The organism is Halogeometricum sp. CBA1124 (assembly GCF_009741955.1).
GTDB lineage: Archaea > Halobacteriota > Halobacteria > Halobacteriales > Haloferacaceae > Halogeometricum > Halogeometricum rufum.
The window spans coordinates 12,965-36,015 of record NZ_WPCD01000013.1 but is presented as its reverse complement, the minus strand read 5'-3'; the positions used below and the strand labels follow the sequence as shown (position 1 = coordinate 36,015).

Annotated in this window: 18 protein-coding genes, 1 tRNA gene and 3 pseudogenes; 8 read left to right on the top strand and 14 right to left on the bottom strand. The window is 64.9% G+C overall.

What is annotated here, in order from left to right; genetic code table 11:
- The 4 genes from GJ632_RS03540 to GJ632_RS03530 all read right to left on the bottom strand — a co-directional run bounded on the left by GJ632_RS03540 (position 1) and on the right by GJ632_RS03530 (position 3,553).
- Positions 1–1,305 carry a cell division protein FtsZ gene (locus GJ632_RS03540; RefSeq protein ID WP_197427861.1) on the bottom strand — a complete coding sequence of 435 codons (1,305 nt, stop codon included), beginning with the start codon at positions 1,303–1,305 and terminating at the stop codon, positions 1–3.
- Entirely contained in the window at positions 1,209–1,616 is a 408-nt protein-coding gene (locus tag GJ632_RS21865; protein WP_197427860.1) for a hypothetical protein, read from the bottom strand. The genes GJ632_RS03540 and GJ632_RS21865 overlap by 97 nt, the downstream gene beginning before the upstream one ends.
- Before the next feature lie 78 nt (positions 1,617–1,694).
- Positions 1,695–2,621, bottom strand: coding sequence for a hypothetical protein (locus GJ632_RS03535; RefSeq protein WP_191452104.1), 927 nt, complete (start codon positions 2,619–2,621; stop codon positions 1,695–1,697).
- 119 nt (positions 2,622–2,740) lie between these two features.
- Complete coding sequence (locus GJ632_RS03530; protein WP_191452103.1) at positions 2,741–3,553, bottom strand: hypothetical protein; 813 nt, start codon at positions 3,551–3,553, stop codon at positions 2,741–2,743.
- Between the two features lie 293 nt (positions 3,554–3,846).
- Between GJ632_RS03530 and GJ632_RS03525 the strand changes: the two genes are divergently transcribed.
- The 4 genes and pseudogenes from GJ632_RS03525 (at position 3,847) to GJ632_RS03510 (ending at position 8,726) form a co-directional block, all read left to right on the top strand.
- Positions 3,847–4,335 carry an Lrp/AsnC family transcriptional regulator gene (locus GJ632_RS03525; protein ID WP_089806315.1) on the top strand — a complete coding sequence of 163 codons (489 nt, stop codon included), beginning with the start codon at positions 3,847–3,849 and terminating at the stop codon, positions 4,333–4,335.
- Positions 4,332–5,482: pseudogene (locus GJ632_RS03520) on the top strand (pyridoxal phosphate-dependent aminotransferase). The gene GJ632_RS03525 and the pseudogene GJ632_RS03520 overlap by 4 nt, the downstream one beginning before the upstream one ends.
- A gap of 286 nt (positions 5,483–5,768) precedes the next feature.
- Positions 5,769–6,503: a hypothetical protein gene (locus tag GJ632_RS03515; protein ID WP_089806319.1), complete on the top strand. Its 735-nt coding sequence runs from the start codon at positions 5,769–5,771 to the stop codon at positions 6,501–6,503.
- A 70-nt stretch (positions 6,504–6,573) separates the two neighbouring features.
- Positions 6,574–8,726 (top strand): annotated as a pseudogene (locus GJ632_RS03510) (hypothetical protein).
- Here GJ632_RS03510 and GJ632_RS21860 read toward each other — a convergent pair.
- The 4 genes and pseudogenes from GJ632_RS21860 to guaB form a co-directional block, all read right to left on the bottom strand.
- Complete coding sequence (locus tag GJ632_RS21860) at positions 8,727–8,870, bottom strand: hypothetical protein (protein ID WP_197427859.1); 144 nt, start codon at positions 8,868–8,870, stop codon at positions 8,727–8,729. It abuts the pseudogene before it with no gap.
- Positions 8,871–9,073: 203 nt separating this feature from the next.
- A complete protein-coding gene (locus GJ632_RS03505) occupies positions 9,074–9,673 on the bottom strand; it encodes a HalX domain-containing protein (protein WP_191452102.1) in 600 nt (199 codons plus the stop codon).
- Positions 9,674–9,858: 185 nt separating this feature from the next.
- A complete protein-coding gene (locus GJ632_RS03500) occupies positions 9,859–10,953 on the bottom strand; it encodes a TrmB family transcriptional regulator (protein WP_191452101.1) in 1,095 nt (364 codons plus the stop codon).
- 226 nt (positions 10,954–11,179) lie between these two features.
- Positions 11,180–12,678: pseudogene (guaB, locus tag GJ632_RS03495) on the bottom strand (IMP dehydrogenase).
- Positions 12,679–13,216: 538 nt separating this feature from the next.
- Between guaB and GJ632_RS03490 the strand changes: the two are divergent.
- The 4 genes from GJ632_RS03490 (at position 13,217) to GJ632_RS03475 (ending at position 15,316) form a co-directional block, all read left to right on the top strand.
- Entirely contained in the window at positions 13,217–14,164 is a 948-nt protein-coding gene (locus tag GJ632_RS03490) for a DUF5794 domain-containing protein (protein WP_191452100.1), read from the top strand.
- 67 nt (positions 14,165–14,231) lie between these two features.
- Positions 14,232–14,456, top strand: coding sequence for a DUF5795 family protein (locus GJ632_RS03485; RefSeq protein ID WP_089806333.1), 225 nt, complete (start codon positions 14,232–14,234; stop codon positions 14,454–14,456).
- Between the two features lie 61 nt (positions 14,457–14,517).
- Positions 14,518–14,695: transfer RNA gene (locus GJ632_RS03480), tRNA-Trp, on the top strand.
- A gap of 78 nt (positions 14,696–14,773) precedes the next feature.
- Entirely contained in the window at positions 14,774–15,316 is a 543-nt protein-coding gene (locus GJ632_RS03475; RefSeq protein ID WP_191452099.1) for a hypothetical protein, read from the top strand.
- A gap of 4 nt (positions 15,317–15,320) precedes the next feature.
- Here the strand turns inward: GJ632_RS03475 and GJ632_RS03470 are convergent, their stop codons facing one another.
- The 6 genes from GJ632_RS03470 to GJ632_RS03445 all read right to left on the bottom strand — a co-directional run bounded on the left by GJ632_RS03470 (position 15,321) and on the right by GJ632_RS03445 (position 22,975).
- Positions 15,321–16,196, bottom strand: a complete 876-nt coding sequence (locus GJ632_RS03470) for a CPBP family intramembrane glutamic endopeptidase (protein ID WP_191452098.1) — start codon at positions 16,194–16,196, stop codon at positions 15,321–15,323.
- A 353-nt stretch (positions 16,197–16,549) separates the two neighbouring features.
- The gene (locus GJ632_RS03465; RefSeq protein WP_191452097.1) at positions 16,550–17,680 is read right to left on the bottom strand and encodes a CPBP family intramembrane glutamic endopeptidase; all 1,131 of its coding nucleotides are present in this window, start codon (positions 17,678–17,680) and stop codon (positions 16,550–16,552) included.
- Between the two features lie 184 nt (positions 17,681–17,864).
- Positions 17,865–18,551, bottom strand: coding sequence for a CPBP family intramembrane glutamic endopeptidase (locus tag GJ632_RS03460; protein WP_197427858.1), 687 nt, complete (start codon positions 18,549–18,551; stop codon positions 17,865–17,867).
- A 161-nt stretch (positions 18,552–18,712) separates the two neighbouring features.
- Positions 18,713–19,468 (bottom strand): CPBP family intramembrane glutamic endopeptidase, encoded by a 756-nt coding sequence (locus GJ632_RS03455; protein WP_191452095.1) that lies wholly within the window; start codon positions 19,466–19,468, stop codon positions 18,713–18,715.
- Between the two features lie 250 nt (positions 19,469–19,718).
- A complete protein-coding gene (locus GJ632_RS03450; protein ID WP_191452094.1) occupies positions 19,719–22,154 on the bottom strand; it encodes a CPBP family intramembrane glutamic endopeptidase in 2,436 nt (811 codons plus the stop codon).
- Positions 22,154–22,975 carry an ABC transporter ATP-binding protein gene (locus GJ632_RS03445; protein WP_191452093.1) on the bottom strand — a complete coding sequence of 274 codons (822 nt, stop codon included), beginning with the start codon at positions 22,973–22,975 and terminating at the stop codon, positions 22,154–22,156. Before GJ632_RS03445 ends, GJ632_RS03450 begins: the two co-directional genes overlap by 1 nt.
- Between the last annotated feature and the right edge of the window lie 76 nt (positions 22,976–23,051).

Genomic DNA, 23,051 nt, shown 5'->3' with positions numbered 1-23,051 from the left:
TTACGCCATGTTCTCCCGGCCGAGGCAGTCGAACAGCGATTCGACGTGAGGCCACACCTCGCGGAGCGACTCGCCTTGTCTGCTGCCGCCTTCTTTGATGTCGCGGGCGTGTTCGTACATCGATTCGAGCGCCGGCATCTCGGGGTTCCAGAGCGCGCCCCACAGGTAGACGTCGTCGAGGTACGGGACGGACAGCTGATTGATCTGTACGTCCACCGTCTCGACGCTGTCGGTGTTCGCGCCGTCGAGGAACTCCTCGCGGTTGAGTATCTCCTGCATCGTCCCGTCGGTGACGTGCCGGCGGATGCGCTCCATCTTCGAGTCCGGCCCGTAGACGAGGAACTGCCCGCCCCACGCCGTCGACGGGTCGAAGTCCGCGAGTTTGTTCTGGAGGAGCGTGTTCCGCACGAGGAGGTCCAGCGACGACTCCGTCATCTCGCTGCCGCGGAGGCGGCCGAGGACCGGCGCGAGAACGACGGCCGGCGTCTCGTCCAGCGGGATGCTCGCCGGGTACTTGTCCTGAGCGGGGCGGAAACTGTCGGACACGTCGAACACGTCGCCCTTCGCGCGGATATCGTGTTCCTGGCTCAGCAACTGCGGCGTGGAGGTTAGCGTGAACGCCTCGAGGTAGGCGACGAGCGGTCGGTTGAGGCTCGCGTACTGCGGCGGGTTGTACTTCGTCAGGTCGGCTATCTCGGGGTGGATGTCGCCCTCGGCCCGTTCCAGTCGGTCGTTGGTGAACGGTATCACCGCGTCGACCGCTTGCGAGAGGCGTGCGAGGCCGACGACGCCGTTCGTCTTCGGCCGACCGCCCTGTCGGGAGAGTTCGCTGCCCTGCGAGGGGAGGACGACCGAACTCAGGACGGGCTTTCCGACGATGGTGTCGTCGGGCAGGACGTGCTCCCGGAGTTTCTCCGCGAGGACGGGCGTCGACCCGCACCCGGTTCCCTTCGTCACGCTGTGGACGAACATCACGGCCTGCGAGTCGCGAATCTCCTGCGGGCGGAGGTCCCAGCGGTCGCGGAACGCGTTCTTTTCGCCCTCGAAGTCGTACTCGACGACTTTCGCACCCGTGTCCCACCGGTACCCCATCCCGGTTCCGTCGTGGCCCCCCATTCCGATGAGCGTGTTCGACAGGAGGTCGTTCCGGACGTACTGTTTCACCTCGCTCGCGTAGTACGTCTGTTCGAGTTCGCTGATGTTGGTGTTCAACATCCCGTAGCCGGCGAGGCCGCCCTGCCAGATGTACGCCCGGTCGGCGTCGCGTTCGTCCAGCGTCCGGCGGCGGAGCAGTATCGCGTCCACGATGTTGTTCCCGGCGCCCCCACACCGATGACGTACCACTTCTTCCCGTAGGTCGTGTCCGCGAGGTCCGGCGCGGTCCGTTCGTCGGCCGTCTCGTCCGCTTCGTCGTCCGTCTGTGCCTCGTCGTCGTCACCGCCCCCGACGTCGGCGTCGACGACGCCGTCGTCGTCGAACAGTCGGTCGTGCGCCTCGGCGTACACCGCTTTGACGGACATCGGGTCGTCCCGGTGTGCGTTCGCCAGGTGCTCGTCGAGCGTGTTTGTCTCCCACTCTGCGGCCGTCCGGTAGCATATCTTGCATCGTTCAGTCATCGTTGAGTAGTGTGTCTGCGTGTGCGTCGTCTGCGCTCTCCTACGCGTACCGCTCCCGATACCGCTCTTCGAGCCCGTCTATCGCCTCGCGGACCGACAGCCCCGACTGCGGTTCGAATTCCAAGACGCGGGCGGCGTCAGCGACTGGAGTTCGACGTGGGAGACGAGGTCCGACTGATGTTCGGCGTAGTCCCGCAGCGTCTTCAGCACCTCCGGACGCGCCACCGACGGCGGGAGGTCGTCGGTCTGGAACTGGAGGTGGTCGTCGCCGCTCGCCCGCGCGCAGCGGTCGAGTTCCCGGAACGCGTACAGCACCTCGTCGACCACCTGTTCCGGCCGTGCCTCGGTCGCCGTCTCGGCGAACTCACCGTCGCTCTCTGCGTTCGGTGACGCCGTTTCCGTCGGCGCGACGGCGTCGTCGGCCTCAGCCTCGTCGGCGTCCGGGCCGTCCACGCCGTCGTCGTCCCCGCTCTCGCCGACGACGACGGCCGACTCGTCCGCGGTCACGTCCAGCGGTGCGCCGTGTTCGCGCCTGAACGCCTCAGAAATCTCGGCGACGAACGCGGTGGGGACGCTGTCGGGGAGCGACACGCAGCCGCCGGCCGACGTCGCCGAGAGCCCCCGGAGCAGTTCGCTCGCGGTCGTCAGGCGCTCTCCGTCCGCGGCGGCGGCCGACGCGAGACGCTCGGCGTCGTCGAACCGACACGCGTACAGCGACTGCCGGGCCTCGTCGGATCGCTCTCGAACGTCGGGCACGCCGGCGAGCGCATCGCTCCGACCGTCGAGGAGGAGTTCGGTCGCTCGGTCGCGGACGCGGCCATCGAGCCGGTCGAGTTGCCCCTCCAGCGTCTCCGTGGCCGTCTCGACGGCCCGGAGGTGCGTCAGCACCGACTCCTCGCGTTCGGAGACGTGTTCCCGTATCGAGTCGAGGCGGGCGTCGACCTCTCGAGTCGCCGCGGCGACGTCTTCGAGTCTCTCGCCGTCGTCGAGACGGCCGAGCAGCACCTCGGACGCTTCTCCAATGTGGACGGGGTGTGCCGGTCCCGGACAGCGACAGTTCGCGGAACCGCGTCGGGAGGTTGACGACGGTGTAGGACCCGCCGTCGGCTGCCCGAACGTCGACGTCACCGTAGGCGTCCGTATCGCGGATTCGAGCCGTCGTCTCGCCGCCTCGTCCGCCGCCGTGACCGCCGACTCGGGGTCGAGTTCCGACAGTCGCTGCCGGACGCTCGACAGGTCCCGCTTCGCCGCCGCGGCCGACTCGGTGGATTGGACGCCGTGGAGGGCCGAGCGAACGTCGTCCCACCGAGCGTGGAACTCGTCGCGACGTTCGGTCGCCGCTTCCGCGGCCGACGGCGCGACCGAACGGATGCGTCCGGGTCGCCGATGCGCTCTTCGAACAGGGTCTCGAACTGGTCGCGAACCCGCTCCAGTTCGGCTTCGCTCTCGCCCGCCGCCGCGCCGGCGGACTCCACGACGTCGAGTTCCCAGTCGCGGGCGACCGCCGCCGCGACGACCAGTCCCGACGTGACCACCGGTATCGAGAAGAACCCGACCAACTGGCCGGCCGGGAGGCCCGCGCCGAACAGTTCCGAGTAGACGCCGAAGAAGAGGACGACGAACAACAGCGAGACGAACCCGGCGGCTGCGAAGGCGGCGTCCCGGTGGGGTCGGACCGCGATGGCGACTCCTTCGCCGACCCACCCGACGGTGATGAGTGCGAACAGTCCGACGACGAGCGCCGGACTGGCCTTGAACACCACCGCGGCCTCGTACAGCACCGCTACGTCGTACAACGGTCCGATGACGGCGACGAGACCGGTCGACTGGGCGTTCTCTCCGAGAAGCGCGAGCAGCGATTGTCCGAGGATCATCACCAGCGGTAGTCCCGCAAGCCCCCACGAGGCGAGCGCACGTCCGGGTCGACGCGAGTTCATCACGCCCACCCAACACGTTGTCAGCCAAAACTCTTTCTCAAGCTGTACATTCTCCCAATCGTACTATTCGGCCGGGCCGCTCGGGCGTCGTTCGACTTGTTCACCGACGGAGTCGACTCCGTGACAGGTCTCCCGTCGAAGCGGCCGTCTGAGGTCCGAGGCCGTGGCGGTCGTCTCTCGGGCGGCGGTCGCCGAGGGGCGAATCGAGCGAATCGTCGTCGCTCCGTCCGGGGGCGGCCTCCAAGCTTGCGGCGTGAGCAAACCATTTCACGAGGGGGCGCAACTCCGGTAGTATGGACGACAAGCGGGAACTGCTCGACCTGCTGCTCAGTAACGCTCGCGAGAGCCCGGAGGACATCGCTCGACAGACGGGTCTCGACGCGGCGGCGGTCGAAGCACTCATCGACGAGTTGGAGGACGACGGCGTCGTTCGGGGCTATCAGGCCGTCGTCGACTGGGACCGCGTCGAGGAGGAACACGTCGAAGCGATGGTGGAGTTGAACGTCGAACTCGACCGCGAGACGGGCTACGAGGAGATTTCGCGCCGCATCGCCAAGTTCTCCGAGGTGACGTCGCTCCGACTGGTCTCCGGCGACTACGACTTCGCGCTCGTCGTCGAGGGCGACTCGATGCACGACGTCTCGAACTTCATCTCCGAACGGGTCGCCCCCATCCCGGAGGTGACGCAGACGGTGACGCACTTCGTCATGGAGACGTACAAGGACCGCGGCATCGAGATGGGCGACGGCGACGAGGACGACCGGCTCACGTTCTCGCCATGAGCGACTACCTCTCCGCGCTCGCGCGCGAGACGCCACCGTCCGGTATCCGCCGCTTCTTCGAGGTCGCCGAGCAGATGGACGACGTCATCTCCCTCGCGTCGGCGAACCCGACTTCTCCGCGCCGTGGGCCGCCCGGACCGCCGCCATCGACTCGCTCGAACGCGGGCGGACCTCCTACACCTCCAACCGCGGGATGCGCGAACTCCGCGAGGCCATCGCGGGCCGGGTCGAACGCTACGGACAGGAGTACGACCCCGAGGACGAGATACTCGTCACCGCGGGCGCGAGCGAGGCCGTCGACCTGGCGATGCGCGCCCTCGTGGACCCCGGCGACACCGTCGCCGTCCCCGAACCGTCGTACATCTCCTACGAACCCACCGTCTCGTTCGCCGGGGGCGAACCGCTGTCGGTCCCCACGCGCGCCGAGGACGACTTCGCGCTCCGGCCCGAAGCGCTCGAACGGGCCGGCGCGGCGGAGGCGGACGTCCTCGTCCTCTGCTACCCGAACAACCCGACGGGCGCGGTGATGTCGCGCGAGGAACTCGCCGACGTCGCCGCCTTCGCGCGCGAACACGACCTGTTCGTCCTCTCCGACGAGATTTACGCCGCGCTCCGGTACGAGGACGACCACGTCTCCATCGCCACGCTTCCGGGGATGCGCGAGCGGTCGGTCGTGTTCAACGGGTTCTCGAAGGCCTACGCGATGACCGGGTTTCGCCTCGGCTACGCCCTCGGTCCCGCCGCCGTCGTCGACGCGATGAACCGCATCCACCAGTACACGATGCTCTCCGCGCCGACGACGGCGCAGTACGCCGCGCTGGAGGCCATCCGGTCGTGCGACGACGCGGTCGAGGAGATGCGCCGCGCGTACGACCGACGGCGGCGGTTCGTCATCTCCCGGTTCAACGAGATGGGGATGGACTGCTTCGAGGCGAAAGGGGCGTTCTACGTCTTCCCGAAGTGCCCGCCCGGGTGGGAAGACGACGAGGCGTTCGCCGAAGCCCTCCTGCAGACCGAGAGGGTCGCTGTCGTCCCGGGTCGCGTGTTCGGCGACAGCGGGGAGGGGCACCTCCGCGTCTCGTACGCGACGGGGATGAGAGAACTCAAAGAGGCGCTGAACCGCATCGAATCGTTCGTGCGGGAGTAGACCGTCGGGCCGCCCCGTCTTCGCGCGGGCGTGACGACGGTCGGGACCCGTGCGGAGACAGCCATTCGTGGTCGGATTCGAGCCCACTCCTGAGTATCGACTTTGATAACTGGCGTCGCAGCGAGAGCGAGCGTTCCACGTCCTATTCGTCAACTGCAACCGAAGAACTGTGCTTCAGGGGCTCTTCAGCCTCTCAGTCGCGGGAACGGCTTCGAGGACGTCTCCGATTTTCAGACTCATCAAATACGCAAAGTATTATTTGCACCGGTTCCGTGACTAGAGACGAATGGATACCGGAGGCGGGGCGGACGCTCGGTCGGACGCTCCGGAACTCGCTTCGGCCCTCGACGACCTCAAACGGCGCGGCAGCGCACTTCTCGTCGTCGGGTCGGTTCCGGCGGACGTCTACCGGCGGGCGTCGGCGCGGATGCTCGGCGACGGCGACAGACGTCGGCTCATCGTGACCGGCGTCACCGACTGTCAGGACAGCCGATTGGAGGGACTTCCTCGACGGACGCCGGAGTGGACCCGAATCGTCGAGTTCGAGGCGCCCGCTCGCAGTACCGCGGCGGCCGTCTGCACGGACGACTCGACCGCTTCGCCCCCCGGTCCCGAGTCGTCGACGGACTCGCCCCCCGCACGGGACCCGCTGGCGCAACGCGTCGACGGCGACGTCGTCGAGTTGGGTAGCGAAGTCGCGAAGACGATTGCGCAGTTCGACAGCATCGCAGGCGGACTGGCGCCGGCCGAACTTCGCCTCGCGTTCGACTGTCTGCCGGTCCTCCTCGCGGAGTGCGACCTCGAGACGGCGTTTCGGTTCTCGCACGTCCTCGCGAACCACGTCCGGTCCGTGGACGGGATGGGCCACTTCTGGCTCCCCCGCGAACTGGACGACGAGGCGGTTCGCGTCCTCGAACCCCTGTTCGACGCGGTGGTCGAACTCCGACTCGACGGGACCGAGTTACAGCAGCGGTGGCACTTCCGGGACGTAGAGCTCACCTCGGAGTGGCTCGTCGTCTGATGTCCGGACTTCACCACCTGTCGAGTGTGAACTACCAACACGCTTTTACTCGTGAACGGAGACTGAGAAGATGATGGAACGGTTCGAGAATCCTGAGAGTTCGCCGGCGTTCGAGAGCGCCGAGACGTATCTGGAACTCTCGCTCGACAGCGCTCCGGGCGGTGACGGCGTCGTCGTCTCCGACCCCATCGAACGGCACACGTTCGAACTCTCGACGCCGTCGGTGGTCGAACCGACGCCGGCCGACCCGAGCGCGTTCTGGTTCCCCGCCGACGCGGCGGTCAGATTCCGAACCGACCGGCTCGACCTCCAGAACGTCGTCTCCGTCTGCGTCCGCGACGACGACGGGCAGATGCTCGGCCAGACCGAGCACTTCGCCTCGGAGACGTTCCCCGACGGGACGTACAGTCTGGAACTGTTCGCGCCGGTGAAGACGTACGTCCGCGTGGACGCGCCGGTGTCGATAGCGTCGGACGCGACGAAGACGAGCATCTCGTTCGGCGGCGAGACGGAGGTGCTCGTCGGCGCCCGGTCGCACCACAAGCGGCCGGCGGCGACGATTACGACGCCGGACGACCCCGAGTCGATGATGCGAGCGGTGTCGCTGCTCGGGTCGGCGCTGAAGACCACCTCGCCCGAGCGGTCGTATCCGACGCTCCGCGGCCACCCCCCGCTGGTCGAACGCGGGAACGAGTTCAGAGCGCCGGCGGACCTGACGCCGCCGGAGACGGGCGTCACGCTCGAACTGCCGGCGACGCACCACCACGTCTACGCGGCCGCGCCGCTCTCGTACTACCTCGGCGCGACCGTCGTCCCGGGCGAGACGCCGCGACTCCGCACGGACCGCGGGTTCACGTACGACCTCGACGGTCCCGTGGGGTACGAACGGACGGTCGCGCGAGTGCTGAAACAGACGTTCTTCCTCGACTGCCTCACGCGGACCGAGGGCTACTATCAAGTGGACCTCCACGAGCGACGGGCGGTCGAGTCGGAACTCGGCCTCGACTTCGCCGACCTGTACGACCGGTCGCTGGCCGAACAGGTCGAGGCGTATCTGGCGATTCCGTGGGAGACCGTCGCGCCCCACGTCCCCGAGTGGAAGCTCACGACGCACGTGACGCCGACGGCGGAGAACGTCGAACTCCTCCCGTTCGTCGCGAACGACCTCGCCATCGTCAGGACGCCGGAGGCGAACGCCGGTGCGAGTTCGACGACGCAGGCGGCGGCCGTCGACTCGTTCCTCCGGTCGTCGCCGAGCGTCACCGACGGCGGGTTCACGCGCAGTGCGGCCCAGTCCGCCTCGTTGCCGGAGCGGAGTTACGTCCAGCCCGGCGACACGGAGTCCCTCGAACAGGCGTGGCTCGGACAGGGAACGCCCATCGGCGCGAGCAAGGCCTCCCTGCAGGCCTACCGGAACCGGCTGTACCGGTCGCCGACGGAGGGCGACATCGCCATCACCGTCGTCTGCAACGACCCGCGGATGGCCGACGAACGCGACGACGTGGAGGCGGTGTACGGCTCCCGCGAGGAACTCCCGTTCGACGTGCAGGTCCAGTACGAACTCACGCGGGCGGAACTCCGCGAGACGCTCGCCGCCGAGACGGACTTCTTCCACTACATCGGCCACATCGACACCGACGGCTTCCAGTGCGCCGACGGGACGCTCGACGCGTCCACGCTGAGCGACGTCGGGATGGACGCGTTCCTGCTCAACGCCTGTCGCTCCTACGAACAGGGGATGAGCCTCATCGCGCCGGCGCCATCGCGGGCATCGTGACGCTCGACGACGTGGTGAACAGCAGCGCCGTCGAGGTGGGGTCGATGCTCGCGCGGCTATTGAATCAGGGATTCCCGATACGGACTTCACTGAACCTCGCGAGTGAGGATAGCGTCGTTGGAAGCGACTATCTGGTCGTGGGTGACGGTGGGCATCCTATCGCACAGGTGCAGGCAGCCTTCCCCAACTCTATCGAAGTCGAACGGACGGCTGAGGATCAGTTCGAGGTACTGTATCGGACGTATCCGGCGGCAGAGTTCGGAATGGGTTCGCTGGTACAGCCGTTCCTGCCGGGTGACAAACTGTACTATCTGTCTTCCGGTATCGCGGACACATTCACACTTACGGAGATGGAGCTGCAAGAATTTCTGTCGCTCGAGACTATTCCAATCGTCGTTGGAGATTCACTCCACTGGAGTGACGAGTTCAGTCTTGATTCGGTGTGATCAGGGACCGGAAATTCCGACGTGGTTCCCCGCGGCGACCGACCCGGCCTGCGAGAGAAGCAGCAGCATGGTGAACAGGACGCCCATCATGCGAGGGTGGTCGGCGAGGTACTGTGCGACTGCGTTCGTGTCGTTTTCGGACATGACGTATGGTCCGAGAACCGCCGTGTAATTGAATATTTTCGAGTAGTTCTGATATGAAATTAACTCAATTTACGTCGAATTACTAACAAACAAAGCCACAGGAACCGCTACAGAGAATATACAGTTCTCTAGACCGTTTTTAGCGGCAGAACGTCGTCACTCGAAGAACGTTCGACGGAGGAGGGCAGAACCAGCCGCGTCGTTCACTCGCCGTTCAGGTCCTCGAACGCGGAGTTGTCGCCGAGGTCACGGTAGACGGCCGCGATGTCGCGCTCCTCGTCGAACTGCTGGAGCGTCTCGTCGAGGTCCTCTCGGAGTTCCGTGAGGCGCGTATCGAGTTCCTGGTACTCGTCGTTCTCCTCGAGCGCGGTGGCCTCCTTCTCGGACTCCAACAGCGCCTTCTTCGAGGCGAGCGAGAACAGTTCCTGAACGCCGTCGTTGTAGGTGTTCCTGCGGAGGAGGTTGTCGACGGTCTCTTCGAGAGCCTCCTTGGAGACGGGCTTGACGAGGTAGTCGTCGAACCCCATCGCGACGATGTCGAAGTCCGGTTCGACGGCCGTCACCATGGCGACGCGGCAGTCGAACCCGCGATTTCGTATCTCCGCGAGGGCTTCGTCTCCAGAGAGGTCCGGCATCCGGCGGTCGAGGAGGACGACGTCGACGTCTTCGTCGAGTTCGTCGAGCGCCTCGTGACCGCCGTACGCGACGCGGACGGTACAGTTCTCTCTGAGCCAAGTAGCATACAGGTCGGCGAGGTCCGGCTCATCTTCCACGATGAGCACGAGCGGCTGGTCAGCACTCATTTGTATTGTTGTGGTGTTGCGGGAACACGCACGTCATCGAATGAAGCGCGAGGCCATATCAAGATACCCCTTATTCAGACCGACGTGAATGTCTACGTTCCCGGTCTTCATCTTCTCTGCCAAAGGGTGGTGACTCAGGGGTTTTATACGTTGTGGCCCAATTCTTACAGAGCGTAATAACCGATTCAGGCCTCGAAACTTTCATTTTCGCCCACCTCGGTGAGGGTGATCCGCGTCGCCTCCACCTCTTCGAGGACCGCACCCCAGCCACCGACGCTGTACGTTCCCGACGCCGTCGCGAGCGTGAAACACACCTGCCCGGCCAACTGGGAGAGGGCGGGCGTACCGTTCGCCTCGGACGCCCCCGAGTAGTGGATGTCGACGATGTCGCCGGTGAGTTCCACGGACGCTCCCGTCGTCGTGTCGAACCCGTCCACGGTGGCTCGGACGGTTGCGCCGGCCGAGAGCAACGGCTCGACGTCCCGGACGCACCGCCGGATGTCCGCGTACGCGAGGGGCGGTTCGTCGCCTCGTTCGGAGTAGACGGAGTCCCACACCTCCCACAGACAGGTCTGAAAGTACCAGTGAAAGACGTACGTGAGCGTGTAGTCGTCGACGAGGACGCCGTACTCGTTCAGCGAGTGGGCGTGCGGCGAGAAACAGGTGCGCGTGCGGTCCACGAGGAGGACGAACGGCGTCGGGAGCGTCCGGTGCCGCGCCTCCGTGACGACGCCCTCGAAGTCCGTGTCCTCGAACGACGGGGCGTCCTCGTCGGGGTCGGTGTGCAGCGACACCTTCACTATCGCGCCGTTCTCCAGCGCCGCTCTGAGCGCCGGCTTCAGCTCCTCGTACTGGTCGACGGTGACCGACAACTGCACCTCGTTCTCGGCGTCGCGGACGAGCGACGCCGCCCGCTGGAACACCGTCTCGAAGCGTTTGACGATGCTCAGCATGTGGCGGTCCACCTCGGGTGCTTCCCACCGGTCCTCTATCTCGTCCGCCGCCGTCTCCAGCATCGACGCTCGCCCGCGCAGGTCCGCCAGCACCGTCTCCGGGTCGCACGCGCGAGCGTGGAGACTGTCCTGTTCGTACGTCTCGATGTACCCCTTCGCCTCTAAGTCTCTGAGCACGTCGTAGATGCGCGCGGTCGGAACCGTACTGGCGTCCGCCAACTCCGTTGCGCTCGCCGCACCCAGTGTGAGAAGCGTGTTGTACGCCTCCGCTTGGTACTGCGAGAGGCCGGCATCCTCGAGTGCGTCCCGCAACTCGGTCGAGTCCATGGATTGGACTGTTGTCTCTCCCCAATTGTCATCATTGTTCCGAAGATACTACTGGTGTTGTAACACACCGAAAATAGACGGTCCGTCGAAGAAACTCGGCCCACAGGCCGTGAGGCGCGCGTTCATCGTCTCGGGTACAGCCACCGTACACGACGGGGGGCGAGAGACGGAGATGGAGGTGTGCGCCGGCGCGGCCCACTCGCTCAGACCGGGCGTGGTGCGTCGTTCACTCGCTCTTCGGGCTGTAGTTCGGCGCCTCGTCCGTGATCATCACGTCGTGCGGGTGGCCCTCGGTCTGGCCCGCACTGGAGACGCGGATGAACTCCGCTCGCTCCTTGAACCCGGGCAGCGTCTCGGCACCGACGTAGCCCATCCCGGAGCGCATGCCGCCGACCAGTTGGTGGAGTTCGGAGGCGAGCGTGCCCTTGTAGGGCGTCGCCGCCTCGACGCCTTCGGGGACGAACTCCTCGTCGTCGTCGGCGTCCTTGAGGTAGCGGTCGCCGCCGCCGGACTTCATCGCACCGACCGAGCCCATGCCGCGGTACTGCTTGTACTTCTTGCCGTTCATCGTGATGACGCGGCCGGGCGCCTCGTCGGTGCCGGCGAAGTACGAGCCGAGCATCACGGCGTCGGCACCCGCGGCGATGGCCTTGATGGCGTCGCCGGAGTACCGGATGCCGCCGTCGGCGATGACGGGGACGCCCTCGCGGGACGCCACGTCGGCGACTTCGGCGACGGCCGTAATCTGGGGCATGCCCGCGCCGGAGACGACGCGAGTCGTACAGATTGAACCGGGACCGATACCGACTTTCAACCCGTCGGCGAAGTCGACGGCCGCCTCGGCGGCCTCGCGCGTCCCGACGTTGCCCACGACCACGTCGGCGTCGACGCGCTGTTTTATCTCGCGCGCGCTGTCGAGGACGTTGAGGTTGTGCGCGTGCGCGCAATCGATGAAGATGACGTCCGCGCCGGCCTCGTCGGCGGCGGCCGCGCGTTCGGCCTCGAACGGGCCGACGGCGACGCCGCAGACGAGGCGTCCGTCGTCGTCGCGGGCCGCGTTCTCGTGTTCGCGACGCTGGAGGATCCCCTGCATCGTGACCAGTCCGACGAGGTGTCCCCCGTCGTCCACCACGGGGACGCGCTCTATCTTGTGGTCGTACATGAGTTCGAGGGCGTCGCGGGCCGTCACTTCCCGTTCGGCCGTGATGACCTCGTCCGTCATCGCCTCGCGCACCTCGTCGGACTCGCCGACTTCGAGGTACGGGCGGATGTCGGTGCCGGAGATGATGCCGAGGACGACGTCGTCGTCGTCGACGACGGGCGCACCCGAGACGCCTCTCGCTCCATCATCTCGTCAACTTCGCGGACCGTCTGCGTCGGGCGAGCGGTGACGACGTTCTCGCGGCGGATGACGAGTTCGTCGGCGCGCTTGACGCGTTCTATCTCCGCGACCATCGCTTCGACGTCCATGTTGCGGTGCAGGACGCCGATGCCACCCTCACGCGCCATGCCGATGGCCATGTCGCTCTCGGTGACGGTGTCCATCGCCGCCGAGAGGACGGGGAGGTTGAGTTCGACGTTCTTCGAGACACGCGTGGAGACGTCCGCGTCGTCGGGTTCGACGCGACTCTCCATCGGTCGAAGCAGCACGTCGTCGAACGTCAGCGCCTCTGGTACCTGCAGTTTCTCCGAGAAGGATCCTGAATCGGGAACGTCGTTCGCCATGTAAATCGTCCAAACTCCTCCGACAAAAGGGTTGCGAGACACCACGGCTATGCAACGTATTGCCAGTCACGTTCCAGCAGATGTGCACGTGCGAGTATATCTGTGTGGTGCTGGACGACGAAACGAGCGGTGGTGTGGCCGTCGAAACCCGACGCCCACGCAATTTTCACCCGAACCGCCAGCGCTCATCGAACGTTCGTCAGTTATTCGAGCCGGAACTGACGTATCGTAGCCCGATTTAAGAATGTAGCCGAAAGGTATCGGCCCCCATGCCCAACGGTCTCACACAAATTTTAATAGTTTACTGCGTTTGTGTGCAGGTATGGACTCCGCGTGTCCCGCTGCATCGCGTATCGCCGGTCAGACGAGTTTCGACTCCGGCATGCTCTTTACCATTACAGCGATGGCGCGGACATTTAATTTCGGGAAACGCAGTCTCCCGACCCTCTCGACGCTCGGAGTACTCGGACGAGCCACCGACGAGCGTGGCTTGCGTCCGTATCGCCGTCTGGCCGATGGTGACGGCCGCTAGCATCGAATGAGCGTCTCACAACACCCGGTCGCACTTCGCCTCGAGCAGCAGGTGGGTGGCGCGACGCGCCTCCTGGCCACCGTGATGGCCCTGCCTCTCGTCGACGGCATCTTCCCCGCACTCGTCATCGCGGGGGCGCTGAGTACCCCGGTCGGCATCGTCCAGACCGGACTGCTCATCTTCGGCGGGTCCGCCACCGTCGCCGTCATCCTCGCCGAGATGGAGGGAACGCGCCGCGAGCAGATGACCTCCGTCCTCATCCTCGGCGCGGTACTGCTCCCCGTCGCCGGAGTGGAGGCGGCGTTCGCCGAGACCATCAAGACGCTGTTGAACTTCGAGGTGTTCCACCGCTTCGCCGGTCTGGTCATCCTCGCCGTCGCGGCGAAGACGGCGTCCTCGGAGGTGGGCGAGAAGCTCCCCTCGCCGAGCGTCATCATCGGCCTCGGGCTGGTCGCCAGCTTCGAACCGTCGGGCGCGCAGTTGATACTGAACCCCGACCCGACGGTCATCCTGCACGCCGTCGCGGCGGCCGGGACGGGCGTCGCGTTCGCCCTCGCCGTTGCCCTGTTCGGCCCGCGCCTGCGGGGCGCCGTCGACATCGACCGCTTCCGCTTCGGCAGTTCCGTCGCGCTCGGGATGCTCGCCATCGACGTGCTGGGCGTCCTCCCCACGGACCGCCCCATCGCGCTAGGCGTCCTCGGCGTGACGGCCCTGTTCGCGTACGACCCCGCCGCCGCGGAGTCGGTCGAGGAGTACGACCACGGACTCGAATCCGACGACGACCCCGTCGAGTCGAGCGAGGTGCCCGTTCCCTCGGCCGTCGCCGACGGCGGCAACCGCGACGAGTCGGCGTCCGACGCCGAGAACGAGGTGTCGAACGACGCGGAGGACGGCGGTGGCGACGCGGGCTACGGCTACCCGGCCGAGAGCGACTCGCGCGCGCCGTGGCTCTGACCTGACCGACTCTTTTACTCTCTCACGAACGCGGAGGACTTACCACCGTCCCGGCCGTCCACCGCGTATGAGCAATCGTGTCGTCCAAGGACGGATGGTCACGCCCGAACGACTCGCCGAACTGGTCGAGGGGGAGAAGCCGCTCGAAGCCGAACCCATCGAGGACGCCGAGATGGACTGTCCGGAGTGCGGCGAGAACGTCATCTCCGTGGGCTACATGCCGAGCGTGACCGAGTTCGTCACCGCGTACAAGTGCCAGGAGTGCGACTGGTCCGACGCCGACCGAGACTGAGACCGGCGACCGCCAATCGAAATTCCTTTAAGTCGAATCGCCATACGAGGAGATGCAGCGCGGGGTCGTGGCCAAGCCCGGCATGGCGACTGACTCCAGAGGCGACGCGCCCGGGACGAAACTCCAGACTGATATACCGAGCGACCGACTGATCATCGGTCGTGTTGACGACCCTCTGGAGTTCCGAGGCGCAGACCGGAGATATCAGTCGATCGGGGGTTCAAATCCCTCCGACCCCATTACTATCTTAACTCTTACCCCTCTGAGCGCCCGTTGTATGCTGCTTCTCCTTCACCGAGTATCCGAGGTGTTCTCCGGTGACGGACTCCGACGAGGAGTCCAAATGGTCGGACGAAAGCGGTCGTCGCGCCGACCCCGACCGCGTCATTGACGTCATCGAACGGACGCTCGCACGCCTCGACGTCGACACCGTCAGTGACGATCCTGAACAGCGTCAGTTCTGGTCGTGGAGTAACCCACGCTCTCGCGCAGAAGTCCGCGAGGCCTTCGCTGGTGACTTCCGCCAACAGGAGTCGTTGCTTCCCGGGTTCGGTCCCGCTGGATATGCGAACAACGCTCGCGACGACAGTGGCGAAGCCTATCCGTTTCTGTGTAACTCGTGCGGACAGACCGTGGAGTTCGGACGAACGTGCTCGCAGTCGTCTGTATGCGCTGTGGCGTCGCGTGGATCCGGGACAGCGCTATCAAGAAGACAGCGAAGGTTCGTCGACTCCGGATCGAGAAGAAGGTCGACTCGCTCCTACGAACAGTTGGCCCGGTATCGGGACGTGGGTGTGACCCCGGATAAACAAGCCCGAAACGACTGGAACCGGCGATACCGCGAAAACCCACGGCGGTGACGCGCTACCCGTCGGACCGCACGGCAGTCCCAAAGAACCGTCGCTGGCGAATGAGGAGTGCAACCACAAAGAGTGTCGGGATTCCGATAACTAGTCCGAGTAACCCTTCGCCGCTGATCAGGATCACTTGTCCGGCGATGAATCCCTCGACGTTCGTGTAGACGTTCCCAAGTACAAACGGATTGAGGAGATTCCACGTCAGGTGGAGTATCACCGGGGGGAGTACGCTCCCGTCCGAGATGTAGTAGGCGTACGAGAAGGGGAACGCAGCGACGGCCAACACCGCACCCATCTGAATGACCGACGTCGTTACTGGGTCGCCGAGACCGGTCGCCTGTGCGCCGAAGTACAGCGCCGGGAAATGATACAGCGCCCAGACGACACCCACTAACACGGTGGCCGCCACCGGACCGACTCGGTCAGTGAGTTCCGGCAAGAGATATCCCCGCCAACCGAGTTCCTCACCGTAACTGAGCACCCCTGCAAACAGCAGGAATACCGGAAAGAGGAACAGTGGCCCAACGTAACTGAATTCACCGCCTCCGGGATTGTACGTACCGAGTCCGCTCGTGAGCGCGACGGCGGCGGCGACGGCGATAAAGACGACCGGAAAACTGACCGCGAACGCCACCGATCTGAGCGTCGTCCCTCGGAGCGACCCGACGACTGTCCGCCGGACGGACTGACCCTGAACCCGACGGAGAACGATGGCCATCAGCGCGGGCGTGATCATGATCGGAATCGTCGTCACGCCGGAGACCGTGTCGACGATCGTTGCTGCCGCAACCGCTCCACTCACGGTGAGAGTGACAGCGACGAACGCGGCGATATGCGTGACTGGGACGTCTTCTCCGATGCCCGACGCTTCCTCAGTCGCCATCGTCCCGCTCGGAGTTCCTCTCACCTTCGTCGACAATACGGACGCAGCAAGCGCGGGCGCTATAAGTCATCGAGTCACCTCGGGCCGAGGAATTGTATGCCATGCGACAAAAATGTGTGCTCCGATAGACGCTGTGCCGGACTGCTCTCGTCGAGTCTGGCTCGGGAGTTGCACGCCTGACCTCGTTTCTCCGCGTATCCCGACAGAGGCGGATGATCGGCAAGACTCCAACGACCGCTGGCGACTCACTACGGGGGTGGGCTAGACAGGCGCTACGTTGGTAAGTCAGTGACTGGATCAAGAACCAGTGTCGGTTTGGTCCTGAGACCGACGACATCAGCGAACCGACCACGTTACCCGAACACGAGTATCGCGAGTCCGAGAACGCTCGCGAGGTTGACGACAACGTGGATGATCGTGCTCGCGATCGTTCCCCATCGGTGTCGCGCGAGACCGAGGGCGACAGCAAGAACGAGAACGGATGGTACCCGTGCGAACGACGCGTCGAGTATTGCGTGTTTGGCTGTGAACAGTACCGCGGTGACGGCGATACCGATCACTGGTCCACGCGCCTCAACCAGTGCCGTCTGAACGATGCCGCGCCACGCCAGTTCCTCGGTCAAAGGAGCGACGACCCCGTGTGCGAACGTGAACAGCACCAACACCCACACTCCCGCTTCGAGGTCAGCGAGTAAGAAGCCGAACGCAGCGTTCGCTGCCTCCGTCCCGGCTACCGACGTGACGGCGAATCCGGTGGCCTGAACGGCAAGGGCGGTCGCAAGCCCCGCTGCTGTTCCAACGATTACGGTGCGTTTAGTGGTCCGATAGTCCAAGTCCTCGCGAGCGATTCCGGCACGACGGCCGTACCACACTACAACCCCGGCCGCAAAAGGAAAGCCAACGGTGGTCGCGACGAGCACGACAACGAACGTGTTGTCGACTGTCGATCCGATGGTCGCGGCCGCGCCGACCCCGAAGAGGAGTTCGACGACGGTCCAACCGGCGGCACCGACTAGCCCCGCGCGAGTAAGGGGCGACAGCCGCGACGGTGCGAGTCGACGAACAATGGTAGCACGACTACCTACCCATCCACCTCCAAGAGTGCTCCCAACAGAGAGGGCGGCCCCAGGGAGCCCGAAGAGGAGCGGATACGAGATTGGTTGACCCTGCATCACGAACGCCTGACCGCGAAGGTACAGGAAGCCCCCGAGCAGCCCTCCCGCGAGGATCGTCGGTCCGATCCAGTGCTCGCGAGACCGCATACCGACCGCGAGACCGACCGGACCCGCAACGACAGCGACGGCGACGAGCGATCCCACGCCGACGAGGGTATCGGGTAGAACTGCTACCGTGGTCGCGGCGACGATGATCGTGCTCGCGATACCGATTGCTGCCGCGACGAGGCCCGTGGCGACGAGTCGAACGGGACTCGGTGGAGGTGTCGAACGGTCGGCGAGAGACGGTGGTTCGTCGGGAGAGCTCACGGGTAACTGTTAGTGACGAACCGGGAGAGTTCGTGTGACGATTCTTACTACTTGGTAGGTGGGTACGGGAGTTGTCTCGTCATGAGTTGCTCTGTCCGTAACCAAAAGCGACGTAGTCGAATCTGTCGTCTCTCGACAACTTCGGTCTTGGGATACGCACAGAGCACCGGTGGTGGTGCTCGTCTCAGAGAACCACTGGCAGCACGAGAATCATGAGCGCGTTGATGACGCCGTGGGTGACGACGCTGACGACGACGTTCCGACTCCAAACGTAGACGCCGACGAGTGCGAGCGTGAAGACCGCTTGGGGGATTGCGCCTATCAGTCCCCACGCCGGGAAGTGGATAGCGAGGAAAACGACCGCGCTGACGGCCGCCCCCACCCACACCCGACCAGTCAGTTCGGTCAGTCGCTCGATCGAGTAGCTACGCCACACCAGTTCCTCCGTAATAGCCGCCGTGACAACGAGGATTACTTTCACCCAGAGAGGGAGTCGACTGACCGCCGACAGCGCGTCTGGCTGTCCCAGACCTAGTGAGACAACCGCGACTCCCGTCGCCAGCAACCCCAGCACGACGGCGCCGAGACCGACGCCAATAGCGACCGCAATTTGGCGAATGTCTGGAATCTCGAGCCCTATGGAGGTTAGCGGGCGGTCTTCCCAGAACACGACGAGCGCAATCAGGCCTGCGACCACCGCCCACTTGGTCAGGTCGCTCACGAGGTACGCCCCCACGGTCGAGACACCGAACCGGGTGGCGAAGTTCAGTTCACCGATCAGTGGAATGCCAAACAGCGCGAGAAGCAGTCCGACGACGACCGGAGTCGAAAGCGGACGACGAGCATCGGAGTGGACGTTCGGGGAATCCATGAGCCGTTCCTCACGTAAAACTGGGCCATCCGCAAGCATATTGTGATGGGGACGTTCTCGCGTGGAGAGAACGTCGAACGTCCAGCTAATCGAAGGTGGTATACCGGGAGAACCCGATGTCAACCGGGGCCGAATCGAAAGACGAGGGCGTCGCGCGGCGCTCAGAACCCGGCAACGATCGAGAGATACGCCACCGTGACGAGGCCGGTGTTGTACAGGCCGTGAAGTAGGATGGGGACGGCGAGGTTGCCGGTTCGCTCGTACGCCCAGCCCCAGAGCATCGCGACCACGAACACTGTAGACGCGCCCACGACCGCCGGCAGGAGACCACCGGAGATGTTGAAGAAGTGGAGCGACCCGAACAGCGCGCTCGCGCCCACGATAGCTCCGCGGGCTCCGAACGCACGGCGGAGTCGGCCCTGAATCGCGCCGCGGAACAGCCACTCTTCGGCCGGTGCGATGACGAGAATCGACAGCGCGGCATACACCAAGAAGAACAACGGCTCCGCGAGAATCGCGTTACCGACCAGCGTGCTCGGCGCTCCGAGGCCGAACAACGAGACTGCAACGGGGTACGCGAGCCCGACGACGAGCGAGACGACCGCCACGCTAACGATCAGTCGCAGTTCCGTCCGAGGGATTGCGACGGTGGGGTTCTCGCCCCATCGGTAGAAGTAAATTCCCGCGACTAGGCCGAACGCAATAGCGTTCCCGACGAACAGTCCGATCAGGAACAGGCCCGAACTGAGAGGCACGTCTAACGTGATCACGAGAACACCGAGTGGGATACCCATGACTGCGGTCATCGCAACCGCAGCCAGCGTGAGACCGACAGCAACGAGGATCGCGCGTAGGCGGTCTGGGCGGCGCTCAATAGCTGGTCCACCGGTGGTTGGAGTTGACAGTTCGGTGCTCATTCGTCTTCACCAAGCGTAACTTGTCGCCCAGCTATCCTCTATCTGTACAGCGGTTCTCAGTAGCCGAGAACGGGTCAGTATGTGCTGCTATCGTACCCGTGTACAGTTGTCGCATCCACTCCGCCAGCCATACGTATGGCCGCAGTTCTGGAGTTCTTCCGGACGATTGGCCGCTTGACCCTTCGAGAGCGACTCGGCTACGTCTCGAAGCGACGCGGACGGAAGGTCGATGTGAACAGGAAGTACCTCGTCAGCCGACGAATCCGTGAGCGATGCCGGCGGGGAGGAGCGTCCCACGCCGGTCGACGAGCCACCCGGTGACGAGGCCGACGAGGAACACCACGAGGAGCAGTGGCCACGCCGAAACGGGGTAGTACCCGAGGTGTGCGAGTGTGAAGATCGTCGCCTGACCGACAATCGCGACGCTGCGTCCGTACCGATCTTGGAGGAGGCCTTGAAGGAACCCTCGGAACAGCGTCTCCTCCTGGAAGGCGGCAATCGCGAACCCGAAGAACCAGCCCAGAAGCAGATTCACACCGAATCCGGCCACCGCTTCCCCCGTGACGGTCGGCGACGGAGCGGCTCCTGCCTCTTCGACGGGTGTAAGTCCCGGAAAGACCAAAGTGAGGGCGAGCACGCCGCCGACGGTGGCGACGAGTACGAGGACGATACCGACGACTCCCCACCCGAGGTCGCCCCCGAGTTGCCGGCGGTCGAACCACCACGCTCGGAGGTCGACGCCCACCCAACGGGTGAAGCCGAGATAGACGAGACCGACGGAGAGAACGAGGAAGATTCCGCCCAGGAAGCCCAGGAAGACCGGGTCGGTACTGTAACCGCCGGGGAAGTACCGAGCCCACGCACGAGCTGCGACAGCCCGGAGGACGACGAACGCTCCGAGGAGGACGAGGCCTCTGACCTCTTGAGTTGGAGTGAAAGTGGGTGTCCCCGCCCGCCCCAGCGCCGATTCGTCCGTATCCTCGGCGTTCGGCGTTCCCCGTCGAGAATCTTCGGACTGGTCTTCCCCCCTCTCGTAGGGAGGCGCTCCGAACCGAGTGACAGCGGTACGGAAACCGGCATACCCGACGGCCAATAGAACGAGAACAGCGACGCCCGATGCGACGACGAAGAGCGGAGCGCTCGTTCCAGGATCCGTAGAAAGGAGAACCAGAAACGCCCCGATTCCTGCGATAACGGAGAGAAACACGGCCGTGACCATGTACACGACGAGGGCCCACTGGCTGGGCGTCGCCACCTCGTAGCCCCGGTAGGTTCGCTGGGCGTCCCGCGATGGGAGAACCGAGCCGATAGCGACCGCCACGCAACCGCTCGTGACCGTCAGCACCACGGCCAGCAGTCCGACGGCGAGCGCGACGGGCACAGAGAGGTCCGCGGCGACCGACAGAATGACCGTCCCGACCACGGCAATCGGCGTTCCGACGATGAGACCTGCGAGGAGGTGCCCGAGTACGAGCGTGCGCGACGTGGTCGACGAGAGGAACTCCACGGTCCGCATCTCGCCCGCCTCTCCCAGCGGGTTCAGTCCGAAGGCCGCCCCGGAGACGTAGACGCCAGCGAATACGAGTACTCCTCCCACCACGAGCGGCACCTGTTCTGGATCGTTGACGGCCCCGAACAGCGCCGTGGCGAGGACGATCACGAGCGGAAACAGCACGGAGAAGCGAACGGGTATCCGCAGCCAGCGGATCCAGAGTCCGAGCGCGATCGACAACGGTCGTGGCCTGGTTCGCGGTGGGAACGCCTGCCCGTGGTGTTTCGTCGAGTCGTCGTCGGAGGGTCTCGATACGACACCAGTAGGTAGTGCGTCGCGCTGTATCAGGCCCGTCGGCGTTGCGTCGGCGAACCAGAGTCGTGGCGCGAGCCGGGTAGCCACGACGAATAGCGCCGGGATACTCGCGACGACAGACGCTCCGACGACGACGGAACCCACGTCGAGTGGCGGGCCGAGCGGTGTCCCGACGAACACGAAGGCGAGGTACTCGATCGCAGGTAACGCAACGACTGCGAGTGGGGCGAGCGACTCGCCTGCGCCCATCACTGGTGCCATCGCGGCGTAGCTCAACGCCATCAACACCAGCAAGAGCACGACTCCGAAAACGCGGCTCGCCTTCCTGAGTACCCCGCTTTCGAGTAACCCGAGTACGACCAGTTGCCCCACGACAGTTCCACTCACCGTCACGGCCGTGAACAGGGGAATCACCGCGACTACGGTCGTCAGGAGAATCGAAGGCATCTCCGCACCGAGTGCGAAGCCCCCTGCGAACAGGAGCGTCGGAAACAAGACGAACCCGACGAGCTGGATAGCCGAGTGGACCGTGAGCCCAACGAGGACCGCTCGCGGAGTCGTGGCCGTCAGTAAGAGGCTGTCTCCCTCGGGCCGTCCCTGCTGGACGACGCGAAGGGCACCCATGACGACGAACACGAGGACGAGCAACGATAGCTGGACGCCGAGGACGTCGAGCGGGACAGTTCCCTCTCTGGCGGCCTCTCGACCCGCGGTGTACGCGATCTGACCCCAGAAGAACAGCAGCGGACTGAAGAGCGCGACGAAGCCGAGAACCGTCAGCTGGCGCTTGCGGGTGCCGAACGACTTCCGGACCGAGCGCCGGAGTTCGACACGTGCGATTCCGAGTCCGTGTCGAACGTCCTTGCTTAGCGCACTCATCACGGGGCCTCGACCGATTCTTCCCCCTCCTCCGCTCGGTGGTCAGCCGTCACCTCGAGGAACGCCTGTTCGAGGGTCCGTTCTTCGCCTGTCTCGGCGCGTCGCTTGAGGTCGGCCGGCGAGCCCTCAGCCACCAGCCGTCCTTCGTGGAGGACACCGATGGTGTCCGCGAGTTCGTCCACGACCGAGAGGATGTGCGTCGAGAGGAACACCGTCGTGTCCTCGTCGACGAGGTCATGGAGGACATCCAGCACCGTCCGCGCCGCCCGGGGATCGAGTCCGCTCGTCGGTTCGTCGAGGAAGAGCACGGCTGGCTCGTGGAGCAACGCCTGGATCAGGCCGATTTTCTGTCGCATGCCTTTGGAGTACGTAGAGATGGATCGGTCGGCATCGGCGGTCAGATCGAGACGAGTCAGGAGCTCCTCGATGCGGTCGCTTGCGGTATTGTCTGGAATGTCGTGGAGAAAGGCGACGTACGAGAGTTGTTCTCTCCCGGTGAGTTCCTCGTAGAGCGGTGGCTCCTCGGGGAGATATCCGAGATGGCGTGTGACGACTTCACGATCGGTGAGCGGCGTCCCCATGATCGTTGCCGCTCCTTCCGTTGGCGGCATCAAGGTCGTCAACATCCGCATCGTCGTGGTCTTTCCCGCCCCGTTCGGACCGAGGAACCCGTAGAGGCGGCCCCTCGGAATCGCGAGGTCGAGATGGTCAACTGCGACATGACCGCCGAACCGCTTGGTCAATCCTCTCGTTTCGATAGCTAACTCGTCAGAGTCTCCTCGCTTCTGTCCGAGACTATCTGAAGGAGAGCTACGAGTCATGACGGGAAATCCGTCATCGCGGATAATAACTATTGGATTCGGTTACCGGCTCCTGAGAAGACGCTGCCGTTAGGAA

Excerpts from the sequence above, each read along its gene's own strand:
- GJ632_RS21865 (WP_197427860.1), bottom strand. The coding sequence starts at position 1,616 with ATGACTGAACGATGCAAGATATGCTACCGGACGGCCGCAGAGTGGGAG.
- GJ632_RS03530 (WP_191452103.1), bottom strand. The coding sequence starts at position 3,553 with ATGAACTCGCGTCGACCCGGACGTGCGCTCGCCTCGTGGGGGCTTGCG.
- GJ632_RS03525 (WP_089806315.1), top strand. The coding sequence starts at position 3,847 with ATGGACGACAAGCGGGAACTGCTCGACCTGCTGCTCAGTAACGCTCGC.
- GJ632_RS03515 (WP_089806319.1), top strand. The coding sequence starts at position 5,769 with ATGGATACCGGAGGCGGGGCGGACGCTCGGTCGGACGCTCCGGAACTC.
- GJ632_RS21860 (WP_197427859.1), bottom strand. The coding sequence starts at position 8,870 with ATGTCCGAAAACGACACGAACGCAGTCGCACAGTACCTCGCCGACCAC.
- GJ632_RS03505 (WP_191452102.1), bottom strand. The coding sequence starts at position 9,673 with ATGAGTGCTGACCAGCCGCTCGTGCTCATCGTGGAAGATGAGCCGGAC.
- GJ632_RS03500 (WP_191452101.1), bottom strand. The coding sequence starts at position 10,953 with ATGGACTCGACCGAGTTGCGGGACGCACTCGAGGATGCCGGCCTCTCG.
- GJ632_RS03490 (WP_191452100.1), top strand. The coding sequence starts at position 13,217 with ATGAGCGTCTCACAACACCCGGTCGCACTTCGCCTCGAGCAGCAGGTG.
- GJ632_RS03485 (WP_089806333.1), top strand. The coding sequence starts at position 14,232 with ATGAGCAATCGTGTCGTCCAAGGACGGATGGTCACGCCCGAACGACTC.
- GJ632_RS03470 (WP_191452098.1), bottom strand. The coding sequence starts at position 16,196 with ATGGCGACTGAGGAAGCGTCGGGCATCGGAGAAGACGTCCCAGTCACG.
- GJ632_RS03460 (WP_197427858.1), bottom strand. The coding sequence starts at position 18,551 with ATGGATTCCCCGAACGTCCACTCCGATGCTCGTCGTCCGCTTTCGACT.
- GJ632_RS03455 (WP_191452095.1), bottom strand. The coding sequence starts at position 19,468 with ATGAGCACCGAACTGTCAACTCCAACCACCGGTGGACCAGCTATTGAG.
- GJ632_RS03450 (WP_191452094.1), bottom strand. The coding sequence starts at position 22,154 with ATGAGTGCGCTAAGCAAGGACGTTCGACACGGACTCGGAATCGCACGT.
- GJ632_RS03445 (WP_191452093.1), bottom strand. The coding sequence starts at position 22,975 with ATGACTCGTAGCTCTCCTTCAGATAGTCTCGGACAGAAGCGAGGAGAC.